Here is a 19,539-nt window from a genome sequence, read left to right on the forward strand (position 1 = left end):
TGGCGTCAGTTACCAGCGATGATGAACATGAACCTTCACCAGCCGCTCGTAAACTGCGGTGATGGCCGCCTTGGTCTGCTCGTCGATGGCTGCAAGCGCGCTGGCGGCTGCGTTGGATTTTGCCTGCGCCTCGTTGCGGGCGCCGGGGATGACCACCGAGACGGCCTGCTGCTCGAGGATCCAGCGTAGCGCGAACTGTGCCATCGGCACGCCTTCGGGCACCAGCGGACGAAGTTGCTCGACGGCTTCCAGCGCCGTTTCGAACGGCACACCGGCAAAGGTCTCGCCGACGTCGAAGGCTTCGCCGTGCCGGTTGAAGTTGCGGTGATCGTCAGCGGCAAAGGCGGTTTCCCGGGTGATCTTACCGGAAAGCAGGCCGGAGGCGAGCGGCACGCGTACGATGACGCCGACATTCTTCTTCTGAGCTTCGGTGAAGAACAGCTCGTGCGGGCGCTGGCGGAAGATGTTGTAGATGATCTGCACGGTCGCAACGCCGGGATATTCGATCGCCTTCAGCGCTTCCTCGACCTTTTCGACTGACACGCCGTAGTGCCGGATCTTGCCCTTGGCGACGAGCCGGTCCAGCGCACCGAACAGCTCCGGACGATAGTAGACCTCGGTCGGCGGGCAGTGCAGCTGTACGAGATCGAGCGTCTCGACGCCGAGATTGGCGAGGCTGCGGTCGATGAAGGCCTCGATGTTCTCGCCCGTATAGCCTTCGGTCACGTGCGGGTTGAGCCGGCGGCCGGCCTTGGTTGCAACGAAGGGCCTGTCGCCGCCGCGCTCCTTCAACACTGCCGCGATGATCTTTTCGGACCGGCCATCGCCATAGACGTCGGCCGTATCAACGAAGGTGACGCCGCCATCAAGTGCGGCATTGAGTGCACGCTTGCCGTCTGCCTCGCTGACATCGCCCCAGGAGCCTCCGATCTGCCAGGCGCCGAAGCCGATCTCGGAAATGGTTGCGCCGGTCTTGCCAAGAACTCTCGTTTTCATGGTGCTGTCTCCTGTGTTGCGTCGTCGATCATAGGCTGTGTGGAGCGCTTCTATTATGACCGGTCTGATCGAGTAAATTAGAGCGAGATAGAGAGCGGGAAACCGCGCACACTTTTCTCGACAGGCTGGCTGAGAACGCGTTTTCGGGCGGAAGCTGATCGCTTGGGGCGTGGGCGCGCCGGGAGCTAGTCGTCGAGCGAGACTAAGGCCTTGCCGCGGCTGAGATCGACGACCATGGAAAGGATCGCCTCCGCTTCATCCTTGCGCAGGTCCACGGTCAGAACCAGGCCCTTGTCCGTGAAGCTCTCGCCGGCAATGGTCACGTCGCGGGCGAGGAGCCGCGCCTTGATCAGCGCCATGTCGGAAAAGTCGACTGCGACGGTCGCACGCACGGTTTCGATCATCTCGATCTTTTCCGCAGCCCTGAGGCAAAGCGCCGCCGTGCCGCCATAGGCGCGCACCAGGCCACCGCTGCCAAGCAGGATACCGCCGAACCAGCGGGTGACCACCACGGCGACCCGGTCGAGCTCTTGGCCGTCAATCGCGGCGAGAATAGGCTTGCCGGCCGTGCCGCTCGGCTCGCCGTCGTCGCTGAAGCGATAGGCCTGGCCGATGCGCCAGGCCCAGCAATTGTGGTTCGCCGTGGGATCGGAATGGGCGCTCAGGAAATCCTTCGCCGCCTGTTCATCGGCAATAGGCGCGGCAATGGCCAGAAACCGGCTCTTCTTGGCGTCCTGGGTTGCCGTTTCGATGCGCGTGAGGGTGAACATGGCTGCTTCCGTTTCTGAAACGCTGATAACGGATTGCGGGCAAGGGCGCCACCATGGTTTGGGGCGCGACACAGGGCTTGAGTATCGGAGCGGGTCCGAACTTTTCCGGCCCTCATTTCTGTGCTTGTCACGGAAATGCAGTCACGGCGCGTCTGCGGCGCCGTCTGCAGTGTCGCCTTGAAAGGTTCTTTCGCGCCGCCGACGCGGCGCAGCTGGATCTCTGTGACAAGCACAGAGATGAAGAGGAGAGGGCAGCGCCACGACGACCGGGTGAAGCCCCAGCCCCTTCATCGCCTCTCCCGCGTTCGGGAGAGGCATTCTTGTCTGTGAGGACGAGTGACGATCAGCCGATCGCCATCAGGCTGGCATTGCCGCCGGCGGCCGCCGTGTTGATCGAGGTCGAGACCTCCTCGAGCAGCCAGTTCAGGCAATAGGCGTCGGGGTTCCTGCCGATCTCTTCGGTCGAAGCCGCCTGGACGAGAACGAGCGGGCCCGGCAGGCCGGCAATCGCCTTGCTGACCTCGCGCACGCGTTCGCCGTCGCCTTCGACGAGTGCACCAGCGAACGGACCATCGGCCGCCCATTCCTTCGACCAGGAAAGTCGGGCGGAAACGCTCGCCGGCAGGTCCTTCAACGAGGCCTGGAGGCCGGAAGCGGCGTCGACGACCACGGTGTTGCCGGTCGCAAGCGCAGCACCCAGCTGGTGGTAGAGACCGGTTTCCGTCGCCGGAACCAGCAGGACGCGGCCGCGCGGGTGCAGCGCATAGAGGTTGCGTTCGCCGACCGGGCCCGGAAGCTCCGAAAGCAGGCCGAGGGCCGAGTTGCTGCCGGCGGTGCGGGCAGCTTCTGCCTCAGTCTTGGCGCCCTTGCCGTCGAGCCACTTGGCAAAGTCGAGCAGCGCCGGATCGGTGTGAACCGAGCTGTGCTGTGGCGGAACCGGTGCGGTGGCGACGAGACGGCCGAGATAGAGCGGGCCGCCGGCCTTCGGGCCGGTGCCGGAGAGGCCGCGTCCGCCGAAGGGCTGAACGCCGACGACAGCGCCGATGACGTTGCGGTTGACATAGAGATTGCCCGCCTTCACCCGTGCGGTCACATGCGCGATCGTCTCGTCGAGGCGCGTGTGCAGGCCGAAGGTCAGGCCGTAGCCGGTGGCGTTGATGTCGTCGATCAGCTGGTCGAGATCGTCGCGGCGGTAACGGATGACGTGCAGCACCGGACCGAAGACTTCGCGCTTGAGGTCGGAGAGCTTGTCGAGCTCGATGATCGTCGGTGGCACGAAGGTGCCCTCTTCGGTTCCGGAGGCAAGGCCGATCTGCTCGACCTTGCGGCCGAGACCGCGCATCGCGTCGATATGCTTCTCGATGATGCCCTTGGCTTCGGCGGTGATGACCGGGCCGACATCGACCGAGAGCCGGTCCGTGCGGCCGATCTTCAGCTCGTGCAGCGCACCCTTCAGCATCGAAAGCGTGCGGTCGGCGACGTCTTCCTGCAGGCAGAGAACACGCAGCGCCGAGCAGCGCTGGCCGGCGCTGTCGAAAGCCGAGGCGATGACATCGCCGACGACCTGTTCGGCAAGTGCCGAGCTGTCGACGATCATGGCGTTCTGGCCGCCGGTCTCGGCGATCAGCGGGATCGGCCGGCCGGCGGGCGAAAGCCGGTCGGCAAGCTGCGCCTGGATCAGGCGCGCGACTTCGGTCGAGCCGGTGAACATGACGCCGGCGATTTCCGGTGCAGCCACCAGGGCCGCGCCGATACGGCCGTCGCCGGGGAGCAACTGCAGGGCGTCGGCGGGGATGCCAGCCTCGTGCAGGATGCGCACGCCTTCAGCGGCAATCAGCGGCGTTTCCTCGGCCGGCTTTGCCAGCACCGGGTTGCCGGCAACGAGGGCCGCGGCAATCTGGCCGGCGAAGATCGCCAGCGGGAAGTTCCACGGGCTGATGCAGACGATGGGTCCAAGCGCCTTGTGGGCCGGGCCGAGCGTGCGGCGCGTCTGTTCGGCGTAGTAACGCAGGAAGTCGATCGCTTCGCGTACTTCGGCAATGGCGTTCGGCAGAGACTTGCCGGCTTCGCGGGCAATCAGGCCGAGCAGCGTCGGCATGCGTGCCTGCATCAGATCGGCGGCGCGCACCAGGCAAGAAGCACGTTCGGCCGGCGAGACGGCGGCCCAGCTTGCGGCGGCCTTGGCAGCAAGGGTCGCGGCCTGACGGGCATCGGCTTCGGAAGCCTCGGTGACCGAGCCGACCACGTCGCGGTGGTCGCCGGGGTTGACGACGGCCCGCGTTTCGCCCGAGGCCGGGCCGGTTGCCAGCTGCGGAACGGCCTTCCAGTCGACGGCCGCACTGGCCTGAAGTGCTGCGGTCAGCGAGGTGAGGCCCGCTTCGTTCGAGAGGTCGAGACCGGCCGAGTTGCGGCGCGTTTCGCCGAAGAGATTGTCGGGCAGAGCGATCTGGTCATGCGGCGCGCCGACGATGGGCATGGCGCGGACGATCTCGACCGGGTCGGCGGTCAGTTCGTCGACCGAAACCTTCGGATCGGCGATGCGGTTGACGAAGGAGGAGTTCGCACCGTTTTCGAGCAGTCGGCGAACGAGATAGGCAAGCAGCGTCTCATGCGTGCCGACCGGGGCGTAGATGCGGCAGGGACGGTCGAGATTGCCTTTGCCGACCACTTCGTCATAGAGCGGCTCGCCCATGCCGTGCAGGCACTGGAACTCGTATTTTCCGACCTTGAAGTCCTTGCCGGCCATTTCGTAGATGGTCGCAAGCGATTGGGCGTTGTGCGTCGCAAACTGCGGGAAGATCACGTCGGTCGCGGCCAGCAGCTTCTTGGCGCAGGCGATGTAGGAGACGTCGGTGTAGATCTTGCGGGTATAGACCGGGAAATCTTCGAGACCGTCGAGCTGGGCGCGCTTGATCTCGGCGTCCCAATAGGCGCCCTTGACGAGGCGAACCATGACGCGGCGTTCGGCGCGGCGGGCAAGATCGATGATGAAATCGAGCACGTAGGGGCAGCGCTTACCGTAGGCCTGGACGACGAAGCCCATGCCGGCCCAGCCGGCGAGGTCCTTGTCGAGGCAGAGTTCTTCTAGCAGGTCGAGCGAGAGTTCGAGGCGATCGGCTTCCTCGGCGTCGATGTTGAGGCCGATGTCATATTTCTTGGCGATGAGAGCGAGCGCCTTCACCTTCGGCAGCAGCTCTTCCATGACGCGCAAGGCCTGCGAACGGGCGTAGCGCGGGTGCAGCGCCGAAAGCTTGATCGAGATGCCGGGGCCTTCATAGATGCCGCGGCCGGCGGACGCCTTGCCGATGGCATGGATCGCCGTCTCGTAGTCGCGGTAGTAGCGCTCCGCGTCGGCAGCCGTCGTCGCCGCTTCGCCGAGCATGTCGTAGGAATAGCGGAAGCCCTTCTGTTCGAGCGCGCGCGAACGGCGCAGCGCCTCGTCGATGGTCTCGCCGGTCACGAACTGTTCGCCCATCATGCGCATCGCCATGTCGACGCCGCGGCGGATGACCGGCTCGCCGCAACGGGCGATGAGACGGGTCAGAGCGGCCGAAAGGCTGCGGTCGTTCACGGTGGCGGTGAGCTTGCCGGTGACGACGAGACCCCAGGTGGCGGCGTTGACGAACAGCGAGCGGCCGCCGCCGATATGCGACTTCCAGTCGCCGTCGGAGATCTTGTCGCGGATCAGCGCGTCGCGCGTTGCGGTATCAGGAATGCGCAGCAGCGCTTCGGCAAGGCACATCAGCGCCACGCCTTCCTGGCTCGACAGCGAATACTCCTGCACCAGACCCTCGACGCCCGAACCCTTGTGCTTGGCGCGCAGTGCCTCGATCAGCTTGCGTGCGGTCTTGGCCGCTGCCGCGCGGGTCGCGGCGTCAAGCGTTGCGGCTTCGATCAGCGCCGGCAGCGCTTCCGTTTCCGGGCGGCGGTAGGCGGCAGTGATTGCCTGGCGCAGCGTGCTCTGCGGCCGCACCGGCGGGGCGAAATCGGCGAAGGGAGCCTGCGGCGCGCCGGTTTCGGTCGTGGTCTTTTGAAGCGGTGTCTGGCTCATCGAGCGCTATCCTCCGGGAAGCGGTTTGGAGGGCGCGGCGCGCCCCCGATCGTGGGCGGAAAATACGCTTCCTTTCGCCGTACATCCATCCGGCATTTTTTGTCTTTTGCGGAATGTTTCACCGCTACGGCCGAACATGGCCGGAGACAATGCGGATTGCTCGCGATACCACCGGATGATCAGAGATCAGGCCGCCTTGCCGAAATGCTTCTCGCGGGCCATCAGGCACTCGTCGTCGCCGGGCATGCAGGTGCGGCAGACGATTGGCCTGATCGCATAGATCTTGCAACCGACGTGTTCGCCGAGCTTGCCGCCGAGTGCGGAGCAACGATCGTCCTCGCAGCGCATGCCGCCGAGATCGGCCGACACATATTCCGCCGGGATCAGGTCGAGCTCCTCGTCCGTCTCCAGCGAGAAGCGCGGCCAGTCGGCCGAATAGGCGCAGCACGCGCCGCAGCTCTGGCAATCGAAGATGTCGTCGGAAGCGGAATGGGTCATGCGCCAAACTAGCATGAAGGTCCGCGGTCCGAAATGGCCCTCACGCGATGGTCGCGTCCCGGCGGGCAATCTCGTAGTCTTCCGTATGCACCAGCACGCCATCGTCGGTCACGACGGCGATGCCGTAGGCCGCCGGCTCGTCGACAGACAGAGACGTATCGGGTGTGTCGAAGGGCATCGGCTGCTGGTGCACGGGGCTCTTGAAGATCGAGAACGGAATGCCGCGGCTGGAGCCGCTGATCGTGCGGTGCACGTGGCCGGCAAAGATATGCCGCACGTTGCCGTGTCGTTTGACGAGCGCGTAGAACTCCGTCTCGTTGGCGAGCCGGATCATGTCCATGCCGGTAAAGCCCGTTCTGTGTGGCGGATGATGCATGAACAGCAGCGCCGGTTTGTCGCCGGCCTCGGCAAGCTGCCGGTCGAGCCAGGCAAGACGTTTGGCACAGAGCATGCCGACATGGCTGGTGGGATAATCATAGGGCGGCGCAAAGAGCGTATCGAGCAGGATGGCACGGCAGTCCGGGAAATCGATCGCCTGCTGTACGAAACCGTTCTCGTCCGCCACCGCGTCCGGGAAGGTATCGAGAAAAACCTCGCGCCGGTCGTGGTTGCCGATGGTGATGGCGACCGGCGGCGTGAACTGATCGATGAGCCGCTTCAGCCGTTCGTAGGAAACGCGATCGGCGTAGTGGGTGAGGTCGCCGGTGAAAATCACCCGGTCGGCGTCCGCATGGTAACGGTTGACGTGTTCGATGCCATTGGCCAGGCGCTGGTAGGGATCGAGCCCGATGATCGTCGTGCCTTCGGGCACCATGTGTAGGTCGGTAAAGATGATCAGCTTTGTCATGGAGATCCAGAAGGTTGCGTCGCGGGTGGCCCAAGCTGTCGCGCGGCGTATGACGCGTCAAGCGGCAACTTTGGGGCGACTCTCTCGGAGATCGGCGGTTCTTCTTGCGGCGGGCCTAGGAAAGCGCTAATGCAAACGCATCTGATATATCAGCTATGATCGCCGCTAGGGCGACGGCAAGCGAATTGGAGAAACGGCATGCGGTGGAAGCGCACAATCCAGTTGCTGGACGTTCATTGCGAGGGTGAGATCGGCAAGGTCGCGATCGGCGGCGTGCCGAAGATCCCGGGAAACTCGATCGCCGAGCAGCTCAACCACATCAACACGGTCGATGACAGCCTGCGCCGGTTCCTGTGCCTGGAGCCGCGCTCCGGTTCGATCGGCTCGGTCAACCTGCTGGTGCCGCCGAAGCGGCCGGAGGCAGACGCCGGCTTCATCATCCTCCAGGCCGACCAGGCGCATGCCATGTCCGGCTCGAACTCGATCTGCGTCACCACTGCCCTGCTCGAATCCGGCATCATCGAGATGAAGGAGCCGGAGACGGTGGTGATGCTCGACACGGCGTCCGGCCTCGTCAAGGCCACTGCGACCTGCCGCGACGGCCGTTGCGAGAAGGTGAAGCTGACGATGGTCCCGTCCTTCGTGCATGAGCTCGACGTCGAGGTCGACACGCCGAAGTGGGGCAAGATCAAGCTCGACCTCTGCTACGGCGGCATCTTCTACGCGCTGGTCGATGTCGGCCAGATCGGCACCACGATCGACAAGGCGAACGCCCGCGAGATCGTCGAAGCGGGCATGATCCTGAAGGATATCGTCAACCGCACCATCCCCGTCGTCCATCCGGAGATCCCGGAAATCAAGGGCGTCGCCTACGTCATGTTCCGCGATGTCGAGGCGGACGGCACGATCCGCACCTGCACGACCATGTGGCCGGGCCGCGTCGACCGCTCGCCTTGCGGCACCGGCAGCTCGGCCAATCTCGCGACGCTGCACGCCCGCGGCAAGGTCAAGGTCGGCGACGTCCTGAAGTCGCGCTCGATCATCGGCTCCGAGTTCGAAGTGGGCCTCGAAGGCGTGACGACCGTCGCCGGCCGCGAGGCGATCATCCCGACGATTGCTGGCCGCGGCTGGACCTTCGGCCTGCACCAGGTGGCGCTCGATCCCTTCGATCCGCTGGCCGACGGCTTTGCGCTGACCGATACCTGGGGACCGCAGGCGGGCGAAATTCGCTAACCCGACCTGCTTTGAAACATGCAGTTCCGAATGAATCGTCGCTTCACACCGTTTCTGGAATTGCCCAAACGAAAACGCGGGCCGAAGATCCCTATGATCTCCGGCCCGCGCGGCCCTTGGGAGGCGTGTTGGATTATTTGATGCGGCTGGTCTTGCCGAGCATGGCCGTCTGCAGGGCGTCGTTGCCGGTAAGTTCCGCGAGCTTGCGTTCGGCGAAGGCGTCACCTTCGTTGGCGGCCTTGCGGAAGATCGCACGGGCGGCCGGGATATCCTTGGCGGTGCCTTCACCGTTCTCCAGCATCAGGCCGAGATTGACCATGGCATCGACATTGCCGCGGCCTGCGGCCAGGCGATAAAGCTTGGCGGCCTTGGCGTTGTCTTCCGGCACCAGCTTGCCTTCGTCCAGGATCACCGCGAGGTTGAAGGCGGCGACGTCGTCGCCGGCGAGCGATGCCCGTTCGAACCATTCGATCGCCAGCTTGCCGTTGACCGGCGTGCCCATGCCGTCGCGGTAGGAGACGCCGAGATTGTAGGCCGCGAGAACGTTGCCGGCAGCAGCGGCCTTCTGGTTCAGCGCGAATTCGGTTGCCGTGTAGCCCTGTTCACCGACGAGAACGGCATAGTTGGTCATCGCCAGCGCGTGGCCATGTTCGGCGGCTTCACCGAGAATGCGCAGCGACTGGGTCTTCTGCCCGGCCTTGTCGAGCACACGGGCGAGCTGAAATTCGGCGCGAGCGCCGCTCTTCTGATTGTAGGCCTCGCGGCAGGCCGAAAGCGCCACGCCGATCCTGATGTCTTCGGTGGAAACGGCCGGGAAAGTCTGGTTGCGCTGCAGGTCGAAGATGCTGCCCGCTTCGCGGTCGCAAACTTCGGCGGCGGAGAGATCGGCAGCGCGTGCCGACGGGAGGGCGATCGCGGCCACTGCCAGCAGACTGACGATCGCCAGGAAGAGGGCATTGATGATGCGGGTTCCGGATGTGCTGCGCTTTTCCATGATGCTCTCCCCGTGTCTTGACGATCAATTTATCGGCGACCGTCACGGAGGGCTGTTACGGCGGGAACAGCCCGGTGGCGAAAGCTCTGGCGAAGTGACGGAGGGACATAAAGAGCCGGGCCCTTGAGCCGGCTTGCATCCGTGAACACCGGGGCTATCCTCGAAGGTCGCAACGCTCAAACGGGAGAGGGGCAATGGAAGATCTGGCAGCGCCAATGCGCAAGATGCTGGTGAGACGACGCGTTGTCGTCGGCGGCCTGCTGCTGACGGCGGCGGCCGGCAGCGGTGTCGCCACCTCCTGGGCAAGCCCTTCGCTTGGCGAGGCAACGGAGGTCCGCGGCGACGTTAGACGGAAGCAGGCGAAAAAGGACGACCCGCTCACGGTCGGTAGCCAGCTCTTCGAGAACGACCGCGTGCGCACGAACGTCGAGAGCCATGCGACCTTGAACCTCGGCACCGATACACGCGTGCTGCTCGGCGCCGAAACCGAGCTGCTCGTCGACAGCTTCATCGCCGGTCAGGGTGGTACGCTCGAACTCGGAACGGGCCGCATGGTGTTCGATCGGCCCGAGGGCCTGCCCAAGGTCGATGTGGCGGTCCGCACGGCCTTCGGCATGATCGGCGTGCGCGGCACCAAGTTCTTTTGCGGACCGAGCCGGGCCGCATTTGCCGTCTTCGTCGAACATGGGCGCGTTTCGGTCGCGCGTGGCGGCGTGACCCGGATCGTCGCTGCGGGGCAGGGGGTGGAGTTTCATCATCGCGGTGACGCCCCGAGCGAGCCCATCAACTGGGGTGAGCCGCGCATCAGGGAAGCCTATGCCAGCGTCGGGCTAACGCGTTGAGCCGTCGCTACTCCCGACCACAAGCCGCTTCGCGCATTGTGTCCCAGAAACTGGCTTTGCGGCGCTTTACTCCGAAACCGTGAAAAGCTCCATCGTCGAGAAGCCGCGAATTTCGTGGCTGCCGAGCGGGCGAAGCGGCTGCTTGCTTTCCGCCGCGGCAGCAGGCCCGACGCAGATCGATGTGCCTAGGAACTTGTTCGCCTCCTGAAGCCGCGCCGCCAGATTGATCGCGTCGCCATGGGCGGTGTAGTCGAGCTTGCCGCCGGCGCCGACTTCGCCGACCACCGCCGGTCCGGTCTCGACGCCGATCCGGGTCCTGCCGAAGCTGTTGGCGGCAAACTGCGGGCGTCCCCGCATCTCTTCCGTCAATGCATGGATCGCTCTGGCACACGCGATCGCCCTGTCGACGTGTTCCGGCAGGTCCTCGGGCGCGTTGAAAAAGGCGTGCACGGCATCGCCCACCACCTTGTCGACCATGCCGCCGTGCTCGGCCACCAGCGCGTTGACCTCCGAAAAGTAGATGTCGAGCAAGGCAATGAGGTCCCGCGGCTTCAGTCTCTGCGACAGGGAGGAAAAGCTCTCGATGTCGGTGAAGAGCGCCGTCACCTGGCGTTCCTCGCCGGCCACGCGTGTAAGCCCGGGATTGTCGATATAGCGGGCGACGACCGATTGCGGCAGGTATTGCGAAAATTTCTGCCGTGCCGCCGCTTCGGATCGCCGCACCCGAGCAAATTGCAGGATGCTCGTCACCGCCAGAACGAGGGCGAGCGCGACCGAAATGCTGATCGCATCGATAAGCCAGCCACTGGTGTCATAGATGATCGCTGCTGCCGCGACGACGGCGCCGACGGCGATAAGGCCAAGGGCCGCGGATATCATTGGCCGAAGGCGCGCGGCCGCGAAGGCGATACCACATCCGGCGACGAGGGCCATGGCGGCCTCGGCGAGCGGAAGCCGGCTGTCACGCTTCGGTATGAAGCCGGTCAGGACCGCGTTGGCGATATCCGCGTGGATCTGCACCGAGGGTTCGAGCGGCATCGAGGCGCTGGGCCGTAAGCCCCCGAGGCTCGGCAGGCTGCTGCCGATGAGCACGAGTTTGCCTGCAAAGCGATCCGCCGCCGCCTTGCCGGACAACACATCGGCGGCGGAAACGGTGCGGGCGGCGAGCCGGTCCGCAGCACTGGCGACGAAGCGCAGGCTGCCGGTTTCATCGAGCGCCATCACCCGTCCGTCGATGCGCAACCAGGCGGGTGCGCCGCCGAGGATCGGCGTGCCGGCGCCGCGCATCAGCCGTGTCGCCTCGATCGCCAGCGTCGGATAGGCGTCGTTGCCGAGGATGGCATAGGCCTGTACCCGCCGGATCCGCGCGTCCTCGTCGCCAACGAGAAACGAAGCGGCGGCCGCCTTCGCCCGGTCCATGAACGCGGCACAGGAGGTTTCGGCGCCGTCGAGGAACCAGAGTTCGGGCGGGGCGAAGGGGCGGCTCAGTGCCAGCGGCGGTACCGGACGCGGCCGCTCCTGGATCGTATCGGCAATCAGAAAGCCGAGCACGACGGGGACACGTCCAAGCGCGGAGGCGAGGGCCGCATTGCCGTCGCCGGTCGTGTTGCAATCGGCGCTGAAGACGAAGTCGACCGCCACGGCCTCGGCGCCGGCCGTCGCAAGCCGCGACAGAAGATCGGCGGTTGCCGTCCTGTCCCATTCGCCCGACGGGCGCGATTGATGGGCCTGGCGGTCGATGTCGACCACAATGATGTCAGGCGACTGCGGCGCGGGAATCCACTGTGTCAGGCTGTCGAAGAACAGCTCGCGCTGCGTTTCGAATACCGGCTCGGCGAAGAGATAGAGGGCGACAGCAACCAGCAAGCTCGTCAGGAACCCGCCGGCAAGCGGAGTGAAACGCAATTGCCGGCGCGGCTCAGCGGCCATGCGCGTTAGTCCTCCTCCGGATCGGCGATGCTTTGCAGGCGGCCGACCTTGCAGGCGATGATGCCCTCGTTTCTTCTGATCGCGCCGCTTTCCTCCAGCCACTGGATGGCGCGGTTGACCTTCGGCCGGCTGGCGCCGAGCACACCGGCGATGTCCGTCTGGCTCATGGTCAGCCTTAGATTGGCGCTTTCCGGCAGCTCGTTGCCGTGGATCTGGCGGAGCGTGGCCAGGAAGAAGCGCGCGACGCGGGCGTTGAGATCATAGAGCGCGATGGTCTCGAGCCGCTCGGTCGTGTCGCGAAGCTGGGCGCAGAGGAAGCGGATGACGGCCTCGGCCGCTTCCGGCCGGTTGGTGACGATATCGAGGAACGACTTCTTGCCGATGACATAGCCTTCCGACGCCGTCATCGCCGTTGCGTCGGCCGACCGCGTCTGGCCATCGAGCACCGCCATCTCGCCAAAAATTGCACCGGCTTCATGCTGGCGCAGCATTAGTTCCCGGCCTTGCGGTGTGATCAGCGACAGCTTGATGCGCCCGGAAATGACGACAATCATGTAATTGCCTTCGTCGCCACGCTGGAAGATTACGGTGCCGGCCGGCCACTTCCTGTAGGTCGCGATGTCGGCAAGCTCGGCAATGGCATTCTTGTCGAATTCTTCAAAGATCGGAAACGAGCGCCAGAAAGTCGGGCTCCTGTTGATTTCGTTCATGACATGCCCCCGCGCGGCGTCCCCTGCCGCGCCGAAATTCTTCGCCCAGCCGCCTCCTCCTTGCAATAGAAAAGAACGATGTGCCGACGATGTAGTTCCGTGTTTGTCTGCGGATAAGTCAGAAAGCGCCAAGCTCGGAGGTTGACGATGCCGGCTGGTCGTTTCATTTTCTTGAACGATCTGTCGCTCTCGGAGCGGCTAGATGAATTTCAAAATGCTGATACTTCTGTTGCCAACAACCGTTTCTCACAGGAGCCTCGCATGCCTCAGAATGTTGTCGTCCTCATCGGACGCGTCCTCCTCTCTATCATGTTCATCATGTCCGGTTTCAGCAAGCTGATGGATCCGTCGGGCACGGCCCAGATGATCACCGGCGCTGGCTGGCCGGCACCGACCGCACTCGCTTACCTTGCCGGCCTCTTCGAACTCGTCGCCGGTCTTGCCGTTCTCGTCGGCTTCCAGACGAAGATTGCCGCCTATCTGCTTGCGGCGTTCAGCCTTATCACCGCTTTCGCCTTCCACAGCGGCGCGATCAACATCCCGACCTTCCCGCCGGAAGCCAACGGCCTGCTGACCGTCTTCAACGGCCTGATGATGATGAAGAATATCGCGATCGCCGGTGGTTTCCTCGTGCTCGCCGTCTTCGGCCCCGGCGCTCTGTCGGTCGACAAGCGCGGCGCCTGAGACCGAACATGCCGCGCGTTGGGATCAACGCACAAGGCATGCTCTGGTTTACCGCAGTAACATCAAGCCCGTCGCTCGTTCGGCGGGCTTCTTGCATTTCAGGGATAAATCACGCCCTTGCGCAGAATGACGTTGCCGTAGAGCCTGGGCTCGCTCGTCTGGACGACCGTGTGGGCGGCTCTTACGCGCGGGTAAAAATCCGCTCCGAGCAAGGGCGCGACACGGCGGCCGGGCTCGTGCCGGGCGCAGCACGCGACGATCTCCTGATGCACCGGCTCCAGCGCCTCCCTGTCCTGTTTGACGGTGGCGCGGAAGATCGCTTCGGGCACGAAATCGTCGATTGGCAAAACGCTGAGGATGGCGTCGAGCACCGGGATCAGCGGGTGCCCGTCGAGCCGGACGAGACGGCGTGCATGTTCCTGGCCCGGATAGTTGCCGTCGACCAGCGCGATTTCATCGCCGTGCCCCATCGCCCGGAGCGTTGCGAGCAACTCGGGACTGAGGATCGGGTTTAGTCCTTTCAGCATCAGCCGAGCTCCTTGAAGAGTACATTGGTGTCGAGCAGATAGCGGGAGAAGAGCGGCAGGCTGGCGCCGCCGATGGCGCGCGCGTGGCTACCAACCAGGCCTTCCACCAGTTCAGGGATGGTAACGCCCTGGAGGTCGAGCTCGTAGAGCGCCCTGCGGGTGGCGGCGAGCAACCGGGCCCGGACCCAGGGTGGGAAGCCGCCGTCGATGACAACGGCCGAGAAGTCGACGATCGAGACGGCCGACACGACAGCCTGGGCAAGCGCCGCGCCACAGTCGTCGATCCAGATGTCGAGCGGTTCGCCGAAGTCGATCCAGTCGTCAGCCGAGTACCAGAGCGGCCGCGGGTCGATGCCGCGTTCGCGCAGCAGATTTTCGAGCACGAAGACCGAGGCGATCTTGAGGAGCTGGATGGTCCTGCCGTCCTTGCCCGAGACCGGCAGGGGGCCGATGGCGCCAGCCGTTCCGGTACGCCCGGAGAAGAGCGCCGAGTTCAGGACGACGCCGCCGCCGATGAACGAGCCGATATAGAAATAGACGAAGTCCGGGTAGATGGCGCCGACGCCGAAGGCGAGCTCGGCGCCGCAGGCGCTGGTGCCGTCGTTCTGCAGGAAGACCGGATAGGTGGTGCGGGCCGAGATTGCCGCCTGCAGATCGATGTCGCGCCACTTGTTCATTTCTTCCCGCGGCGCGCCCACTTCCTCCGCCCAGTTCCACAGTTCGAAGGGCGTGGCGATGCCGATGCCGGCGATCCGCTTGCGCTGATCGGGGTTGAGTTGCTGTTCGAGCTTCGCCATGCCGGAAATGATGAAATCGACGAGATCGCCGGGCAGCGGATAGGCATGCACATGATGCAGATGCAGCCGGATGGTGCCGACGAAATCCATCAGCACGAGATCGGCGCTGCGCCGGCCGATTTTCACGCCGAAGGAAAAGACCGCGTCCGGATTGAGCCGCATCGGTGTCGATGGTTGTCCAACCTTGCCGCGAACGGGATCGCCCTTGACCAGCAGGCCGTCGCTTTCCAGCGCCCGCATGATCACCGATACGGTCTGCGCCGAAAGGCCGGAACGCCGGGCGATATCGGCTTTGGAGAGGCCGCCGTGACGCCTGACCAGCGACATGACCAGGCGCTCGTTATAGGCGCGCACGCGCGTCTGGTTGGCCCCGCCGCTAGGGTCAATGACCTCAGGTTGCATCGGTCCCCGATCAGGACCGTCTGTCAGTGACATGCCACCGTCTCCTCCCGTTGGCATTAGATCACGATGGTTCAGGGTCGGATCGACCCAAAACCATAGACGTGATCGCTTCTCAAAAGCTGGAGCGGGATCAGGCGGAAAACCGCATGCACTTCTCCTCATTCCGCTCTGGTGCCCGCTTGGCGCAGGTCTGTTGTTTCCGCTTGCTGTGACTCTGTCAATTTGTCTGACGCTCCGCTTCTCGGACGGAGCGTCGTCATCCCAAGAATGCCACATCGAAATAATAATTCAATTTGATTTATTTATTGACACCCCGGAATTTTAGTGTTTGTTTTCGTCTCGGAAGCGTCGATTGCAACGGAGGAAAATGTTGCTGTCGCGTGGCCTGGGGCGGTCCGCCGACCCGATTTTCAATCCTTGGGAGGATTTCATGAAGAAGACTGTTCTTTCCGCTGCTTTCGGCGCGCTGTCCCTTGGCGTCGTTTTCGCCGCGCCGGCACAGGCTGCTGATGTCGGCGCCTGCCTCATTACCAAGACCGACACCAACCCCTTCTTCGTCAAGATGAAGGAGGGTGCTACCGCCAAGGCGCAGGAACTCGGCGTGACGCTGAAGGCCTATGCCGGCAAGATCGACGGCGACCACGACAGCCAGGTGGCTGCAATCGAATCCTGCATCGCCGATGGCGCCAAGGGCATCCTGATCGCCGCCTCCGACACCAAGGCGATCGTCGATCAGGTCAAGAAGGCGCAGGAAGCCGGTCTTCTGGTGATCGCGCTCGATACGCCGCTCGATCCGGCAACGGCTGCCGATGCGACCTTCGCCACTGACAACCTGGTTGCCGGCAAGCTCATCGGCCAGTGGGCCGCTGCCACCATGGGTGACGGTGCCAAGACCGCCAAGATCGGCTTCCTCGATCTGACGCCGTCGCAGCCGACCGTCGACGTCCTGCGCGACCAGGGCTTCATGATGGGCTTCGGCATCGACACGAAGGATCCGAACAAGATCGGCGACGAAGATGATCCGCGCATCGTCGGCCACGACGTCACCAACGGCAACGAAGAAGGTGGCCGCAAGGCGATGGAAAACCTTCTGCAGAAGGATCCCGACATCAACGTGATCCACACCATCAACGAGCCGGCCGCCGTTGGCGCCTATCAGGCGCTGAAGGCCGTCGGCAAGGAGAAGGACGTGCTGATCGTCTCGGTCGACGGCGGTTGCCCGGGCGTCAAGTCGGTCGCTGAAGGTGTCATCGGCGCCACCTCGCAGCAATATCCGCTGATGATGGCGGCCCTCGGCATCGAGGCGATCAAGAAGTTCGCCGATACCGGTGAAAAGCCGAAGCCGACGGAAGGCAAGGACTTCTTCGACACCGGCGTTTCGCTCGTCACCGACAAGCCGGCTGCCGGCGTCGAGTCGATCGACACCAAGGTCGGTACGGAGAAGTGCTGGGGCTGATCGCCTTTGCTCTTCGAACGCATGAGCCATTAACGGAAGGGCGGCCCCGGCCGCCCTTCGCGTAAGTGCCGATGTCTTTGACACGGCGATGAAAACCGCGCAGCTTCTTAAGAGTGCTTATGCCCGCGTCTTTGTGGGCGGGCTGTGCACGACTGCATCGCAACCCCTTGGGAGCGGGGTTCACGGGAGGAAGGTCCATGGGCGAGCCCAACACAGCCGCACAACCATCCCAGGAATTCGAAAAAGTCCTGGTCAACAGTTCGACGCAGGTCGCGTCGTTCGATACGCATGACAAGACCGCGATCCAGAAGATCCAGCATTTCCTGCACTCGACGCCGGCGGCCGTGCCGTTCATCGTGCTTGTCGCAGCAATTCTGATCTTCGGCATTGCCATCGGCGGGAAGTTCTTCTCGTCCTACACGCTGACCCTCATCCTCCAGCAGATCGCCATCGTCGGTATCCTCGGCGCCGCGCAGACCCTGGTGATCCTGACGGCCGGCATCGATCTTTCGATCGGGGTGATCATGGTGCTTTCGGCGGTCATCATGGGCAACTGCGCCGTGACCTATGGGCTTCCGGCGCCGGTCTCGATCTTCCTCGGGTTCGTCGTCGGCGGCGCCTGCGGCTTTCTCAATGGTTTCCTCGTTTCCAGGGTCAAGCTTCCGCCGTTCATCGTGACGCTCGGCACTTGGTACGTGATCATGTCGACGAACTTCATCTATTCGGCCAATGCGACGATCCGCGAGGCCGATGTGACGGCCGTCACCCAGATGCTCCACGTCTTCGGTGTCAGCTTCAAGGTGGGCTCCGCTGTGTTCACGCTCGGTGTGGTGATGATGGTCTTGCTGGTCTTCGGCCTCTGGTATGCGCTCAATCACACGGCCTGGGGGCGTCATCTTTACGCTGTCGGCGACGATCCGGAAGCGGCCAAGCTCTCCGGTATCCGCACCAGCCGCGTCCTGCTCAGCGCCTATACGCTGGCCGGGCTGATCGCCGCACTCGCCGCCTGGGTTTCGATCGGCCGCAATGGTTCGATCTCGCCGTCGGCAGCCGTCACCGACTACAATCTGCAGGCCATCACAGCAGCCGTGATCGGCGGCATCTCGCTCTTCGGCGGACGTGGGTCGATTCTTGGAACCCTGATCGGCGCGATGATCGTCGGCGTCGTCTCCATGGGCCTCAACATGCTGGGCGCTGACCCGCAATGGAAGGTCTTCCTCACCGGCGTGCTGATCATCACCGCCGTCGCCATCGACCAGTGGATCAGAAAGGTAGCTGCCTGATGACACAGGAACCCATTCTCACAGCCCGCGGCCTCGTCAAGCGCTACGGTCGCGTGACCGCCCTCGACTATGCCGACTTCGACCTCTATCCCGGCGAGATCCTCGCCGTGATCGGCGACAACGGTGCCGGCAAGTCCTCGATGATCAAGGCGATATCGGGCGCCGTCACGCCCGATGAGGGTGAGATCATGCTCGAGGGCCAGCCAGTCCACTTCCGCTCGCCGATGGATGCACGCTCGGCCGGCATCGAGACGGTCTACCAGAACCTGGCGCTGTCGCCGGCGCTGTCGATCGCCGACAACATGTTTCTCGGCCGCGAGATCCGCAAACCGGGCATCATGGGCAAGCTCTTCCGCACGCTCGACCGTGGGGAGATGGAGAAGCGGGCACGGGCAAAGCTGTCCGAGCTCGGTCTGATGACCATCCAGAACATCAACCAGGCGGTGGAAACGCTTTCGGGCGGCCAGCGCCAGGGTGTGGCCGTGGCGCGCGCCGCAGCCTTCGGCTCCAAGGTGGTGATCATGGACGAGCCGACGGCAGCACTTGGTGTCAAGGAAAGCCGGCGGGTGCTGGAGCTGATCCTCGACGTGCGTTCCCGCGGTCTGCCGATCGTGCTGATCTCGCACAACATGCCGCATGTGTTCGAGGTGGCTGACAGAATCCATGTCCATCGTCTCGGCAAACGGCTATGCGTCATCAATCCGAAGGAGCACACGATGTCGGATGCTGTCGCCTTCATGACCGGGGCGAAGGAGCCGCCGCGCGAAGCGCTCGCGGCATGAACGTCGAGCCGATCGCCAACGAAATCCTGAAACGGGCGGCTGGTGCTGCCCGTTTCGTCGTCGCCATTGCCGGCCCTCCGGGTGCCGGCAAGTCGACGCTGTCGGACGCGCTCGCCGAGGCCCTGGTCGCCCGCGGCGAAAAGGCGGCGGTGCTGCCAATGGACGGCTTCCACATGGACAATGCCGTCCTGGAAGAAAAGGGCCTGCTCCCTCGCAAGGGCGCGCCGGAAACGTTTGACGTTAGGGCGTTCCTGTCGACGGTTCAGGCGGTCCGCGCCAATGACGGCGAGGTGCTTGTTCCGGTTTTCGACCGGTCGCGGGAATTGGCGATCGCCTCGGCCCGGATCGTTGCGCCCGAAACACGCATGGTTCTCGTGGAGGGCAACTATCTGCTTCTCGACGAGGCCCCCTGGAACAAGCTCGCGGGTGCCTTCGATTTCTCCATCTTTATCAACCCGGGGATCGAGGAGCTGGAGCGGCGTCTTTTGAAACGCTGGTACGATCACGGTTACGAGGAGGAGGCGGCGAAGCGGAAAGCCCACGGCAACGACATCCCCAACGCGCATCGCGTCGTCGAGCACCAGCGACGCGCAGATCTCGTGCTTGCGGATTTCTGATCGATGGTCGGATTGCGGATTGTGTTTCCTGGCGCATTGGTGTTATCGAGACGCGGTTCCACCACATGAGTAACCGCCCGCCACCCGCACCTGCCGGCTGCAAAGCCGCGCGCGCGGATCG

General features: G+C 64.1%; 17 protein-coding genes and 1 pseudogene. 7 read left to right on the forward strand and 11 right to left on the reverse strand.

Translation table 11 applies throughout. The annotated features are described in order from the left end of the window. Positions 1-9: 9 nt before the first annotated feature. The 5 genes from ACN9MO_RS00480 to ACN9MO_RS00500 form a co-directional block, all read right to left on the reverse strand. The gene (locus ACN9MO_RS00480; protein WP_113132062.1) at positions 10-996 is read right to left on the reverse strand and encodes an aldo/keto reductase; all 987 of its coding nucleotides are present in this window, start codon (positions 994-996) and stop codon (positions 10-12) included. Between the two features lie 185 nt (positions 997-1,181). Beyond that, on the reverse strand, positions 1,182-1,766 hold the full coding sequence (locus ACN9MO_RS00485; RefSeq protein ID WP_113132063.1) for an IMPACT family protein: 585 nt from the start codon (positions 1,764-1,766) through the stop codon (positions 1,182-1,184). A 343-nt stretch (positions 1,767-2,109) separates the two neighbouring features. Continuing rightward, on the reverse strand, positions 2,110-5,817 hold the full coding sequence (gene putA, locus ACN9MO_RS00490) for a trifunctional transcriptional regulator/proline dehydrogenase/L-glutamate gamma-semialdehyde dehydrogenase (RefSeq protein ID WP_113132064.1): 3,708 nt from the start codon (positions 5,815-5,817) through the stop codon (positions 2,110-2,112). Positions 5,818-6,003: 186 nt separating this feature from the next. Further along, positions 6,004-6,315 (reverse strand): YkgJ family cysteine cluster protein, encoded by a 312-nt coding sequence (locus ACN9MO_RS00495; protein ID WP_057248253.1) that lies wholly within the window; start codon positions 6,313-6,315, stop codon positions 6,004-6,006. Positions 6,316-6,355: 40 nt separating this feature from the next. After that, positions 6,356-7,162 (reverse strand): 2', 3'cyclic nucleotide phosphodiesterase SpdA, encoded by an 807-nt coding sequence (locus tag ACN9MO_RS00500; protein WP_113132065.1) that lies wholly within the window; start codon positions 7,160-7,162, stop codon positions 6,356-6,358. Between the two features lie 198 nt (positions 7,163-7,360). Between ACN9MO_RS00500 and ACN9MO_RS00505 the strand changes: the two genes are divergently transcribed. Continuing rightward, entirely contained in the window at positions 7,361-8,395 is a 1,035-nt protein-coding gene (locus tag ACN9MO_RS00505; protein WP_034797259.1) for a proline racemase family protein, read from the forward strand. Between the two features lie 133 nt (positions 8,396-8,528). Here ACN9MO_RS00505 and ACN9MO_RS00510 read toward each other — a convergent pair whose 3' ends face one another. Both ACN9MO_RS00510 and ACN9MO_RS00515 read right to left on the reverse strand, forming a co-directional pair. After that, the gene (locus tag ACN9MO_RS00510) at positions 8,529-8,807 is read right to left on the reverse strand and encodes a tetratricopeptide repeat protein (RefSeq protein ID WP_425987131.1); all 279 of its coding nucleotides are present in this window, start codon (positions 8,805-8,807) and stop codon (positions 8,529-8,531) included. Between the two features lie 39 nt (positions 8,808-8,846). Then, positions 8,847-9,389: pseudogene (locus ACN9MO_RS00515) on the reverse strand (sel1 repeat family protein); the annotation flags it as partial. 215 nt (positions 9,390-9,604) lie between these two features. Here ACN9MO_RS00515 and ACN9MO_RS00520 point away from each other — a divergent pair. Further along, a complete protein-coding gene (locus tag ACN9MO_RS00520; RefSeq protein WP_113132145.1) occupies positions 9,605-10,231 on the forward strand; it encodes a FecR family protein in 627 nt (208 codons plus the stop codon). A 66-nt stretch (positions 10,232-10,297) separates the two neighbouring features. Here ACN9MO_RS00520 and ACN9MO_RS00525 read toward each other — a convergent pair whose 3' ends face one another. Both ACN9MO_RS00525 and ACN9MO_RS00530 read right to left on the reverse strand, forming a co-directional pair. After that, entirely contained in the window at positions 10,298-12,160 is a 1,863-nt protein-coding gene (locus ACN9MO_RS00525; RefSeq protein WP_113132067.1) for a CHASE2 domain-containing protein, read from the reverse strand. Between the two features lie 5 nt (positions 12,161-12,165). Then, complete coding sequence (locus tag ACN9MO_RS00530; protein WP_058323618.1) at positions 12,166-12,870, reverse strand: Crp/Fnr family transcriptional regulator; 705 nt, start codon at positions 12,868-12,870, stop codon at positions 12,166-12,168. A 261-nt stretch (positions 12,871-13,131) separates the two neighbouring features. On the opposite strand from ACN9MO_RS00530, the gene ACN9MO_RS00535 reads away from it, so the two are divergent. Then, complete coding sequence (locus tag ACN9MO_RS00535) at positions 13,132-13,554, forward strand: DoxX family protein (protein WP_425986145.1); 423 nt, start codon at positions 13,132-13,134, stop codon at positions 13,552-13,554. A gap of 98 nt (positions 13,555-13,652) precedes the next feature. Here ACN9MO_RS00535 and ACN9MO_RS00540 read toward each other — a convergent pair whose 3' ends face one another. Both ACN9MO_RS00540 and ACN9MO_RS00545 read right to left on the reverse strand, forming a co-directional pair. Continuing rightward, on the reverse strand, positions 13,653-14,081 hold the full coding sequence (locus tag ACN9MO_RS00540) for an RbsD/FucU domain-containing protein (RefSeq protein WP_113132069.1): 429 nt from the start codon (positions 14,079-14,081) through the stop codon (positions 13,653-13,655). Then, on the reverse strand, positions 14,081-15,313 hold the full coding sequence (locus tag ACN9MO_RS00545; protein ID WP_057248069.1) for an ROK family transcriptional regulator: 1,233 nt from the start codon (positions 15,311-15,313) through the stop codon (positions 14,081-14,083). Before ACN9MO_RS00545 ends, ACN9MO_RS00540 begins: the two co-directional genes overlap by 1 nt. Before the next feature lie 397 nt (positions 15,314-15,710). On the opposite strand from ACN9MO_RS00545, the gene ACN9MO_RS00550 reads away from it, so the two are divergent. The 4 genes from ACN9MO_RS00550 (at position 15,711) to ACN9MO_RS00565 (ending at position 19,418) form a co-directional block, all read left to right on the forward strand. Then, on the forward strand, positions 15,711-16,736 hold the full coding sequence (locus tag ACN9MO_RS00550; RefSeq protein WP_113132146.1) for a sugar ABC transporter substrate-binding protein: 1,026 nt from the start codon (positions 15,711-15,713) through the stop codon (positions 16,734-16,736). Positions 16,737-16,933: 197 nt separating this feature from the next. After that, complete coding sequence (locus ACN9MO_RS00555) at positions 16,934-18,019, forward strand: ABC transporter permease (RefSeq protein ID WP_113132070.1); 1,086 nt, start codon at positions 16,934-16,936, stop codon at positions 18,017-18,019. Beyond that, positions 18,019-18,801, forward strand: a complete 783-nt coding sequence (locus ACN9MO_RS00560) for an ATP-binding cassette domain-containing protein (RefSeq protein ID WP_057248071.1) — start codon at positions 18,019-18,021, stop codon at positions 18,799-18,801. Before ACN9MO_RS00555 ends, ACN9MO_RS00560 begins: the two co-directional genes overlap by 1 nt. Next, a complete protein-coding gene (locus ACN9MO_RS00565) occupies positions 18,798-19,418 on the forward strand; it encodes a nucleoside triphosphate hydrolase (protein WP_057248072.1) in 621 nt (206 codons plus the stop codon). Before ACN9MO_RS00560 ends, ACN9MO_RS00565 begins: the two co-directional genes overlap by 4 nt. Positions 19,419-19,539: the final 121 nt, after the last annotated feature.

It is taken from the genome of Ensifer sp. R-19 (assembly GCF_049905105.1).
GTDB lineage: Bacteria > Pseudomonadota > Alphaproteobacteria > Rhizobiales > Rhizobiaceae > Ensifer.

Bases quoted from the DNA above. Each gene is read 5' to 3' on its own strand.
- ACN9MO_RS00550 (WP_113132146.1), top strand. From the start codon at position 15,711: ATGAAGAAGACTGTTCTTTCCGCTGCTTTCGGCGCGCTGTCCCTTGGC.
- ACN9MO_RS00525 (WP_113132067.1), bottom strand. From the start codon at position 12,160: ATGGCCGCTGAGCCGCGCCGGCAATTGCGTTTCACTCCGCTTGCCGGC.
- ACN9MO_RS00500 (WP_113132065.1), bottom strand. From the start codon at position 7,162: ATGACAAAGCTGATCATCTTTACCGACCTACACATGGTGCCCGAAGGC.
- ACN9MO_RS00495 (WP_057248253.1), bottom strand. From the start codon at position 6,315: ATGACCCATTCCGCTTCCGACGACATCTTCGATTGCCAGAGCTGCGGC.
- ACN9MO_RS00565 (WP_057248072.1), top strand. From the start codon at position 18,798: ATGAACGTCGAGCCGATCGCCAACGAAATCCTGAAACGGGCGGCTGGT.
- ACN9MO_RS00560 (WP_057248071.1), top strand. From the start codon at position 18,019: ATGACACAGGAACCCATTCTCACAGCCCGCGGCCTCGTCAAGCGCTAC.
- ACN9MO_RS00540 (WP_113132069.1), bottom strand. From the start codon at position 14,081: ATGCTGAAAGGACTAAACCCGATCCTCAGTCCCGAGTTGCTCGCAACG.
- ACN9MO_RS00535 (WP_425986145.1), top strand. From the start codon at position 13,132: ATGCCTCAGAATGTTGTCGTCCTCATCGGACGCGTCCTCCTCTCTATC.
- ACN9MO_RS00485 (WP_113132063.1), bottom strand. From the start codon at position 1,766: ATGTTCACCCTCACGCGCATCGAAACGGCAACCCAGGACGCCAAGAAG.
- ACN9MO_RS00545 (WP_057248069.1), bottom strand. From the start codon at position 15,313: ATGTCACTGACAGACGGTCCTGATCGGGGACCGATGCAACCTGAGGTC.
- putA (WP_113132064.1), bottom strand. From the start codon at position 5,817: ATGAGCCAGACACCGCTTCAAAAGACCACGACCGAAACCGGCGCGCCG.
- ACN9MO_RS00520 (WP_113132145.1), top strand. From the start codon at position 9,605: ATGCGCAAGATGCTGGTGAGACGACGCGTTGTCGTCGGCGGCCTGCTG.
- ACN9MO_RS00505 (WP_034797259.1), top strand. From the start codon at position 7,361: ATGCGGTGGAAGCGCACAATCCAGTTGCTGGACGTTCATTGCGAGGGT.
- ACN9MO_RS00480 (WP_113132062.1), bottom strand. From the start codon at position 996: ATGAAAACGAGAGTTCTTGGCAAGACCGGCGCAACCATTTCCGAGATC.
- ACN9MO_RS00555 (WP_113132070.1), top strand. From the start codon at position 16,934: ATGGGCGAGCCCAACACAGCCGCACAACCATCCCAGGAATTCGAAAAA.
- ACN9MO_RS00530 (WP_058323618.1), bottom strand. From the start codon at position 12,870: ATGAACGAAATCAACAGGAGCCCGACTTTCTGGCGCTCGTTTCCGATC.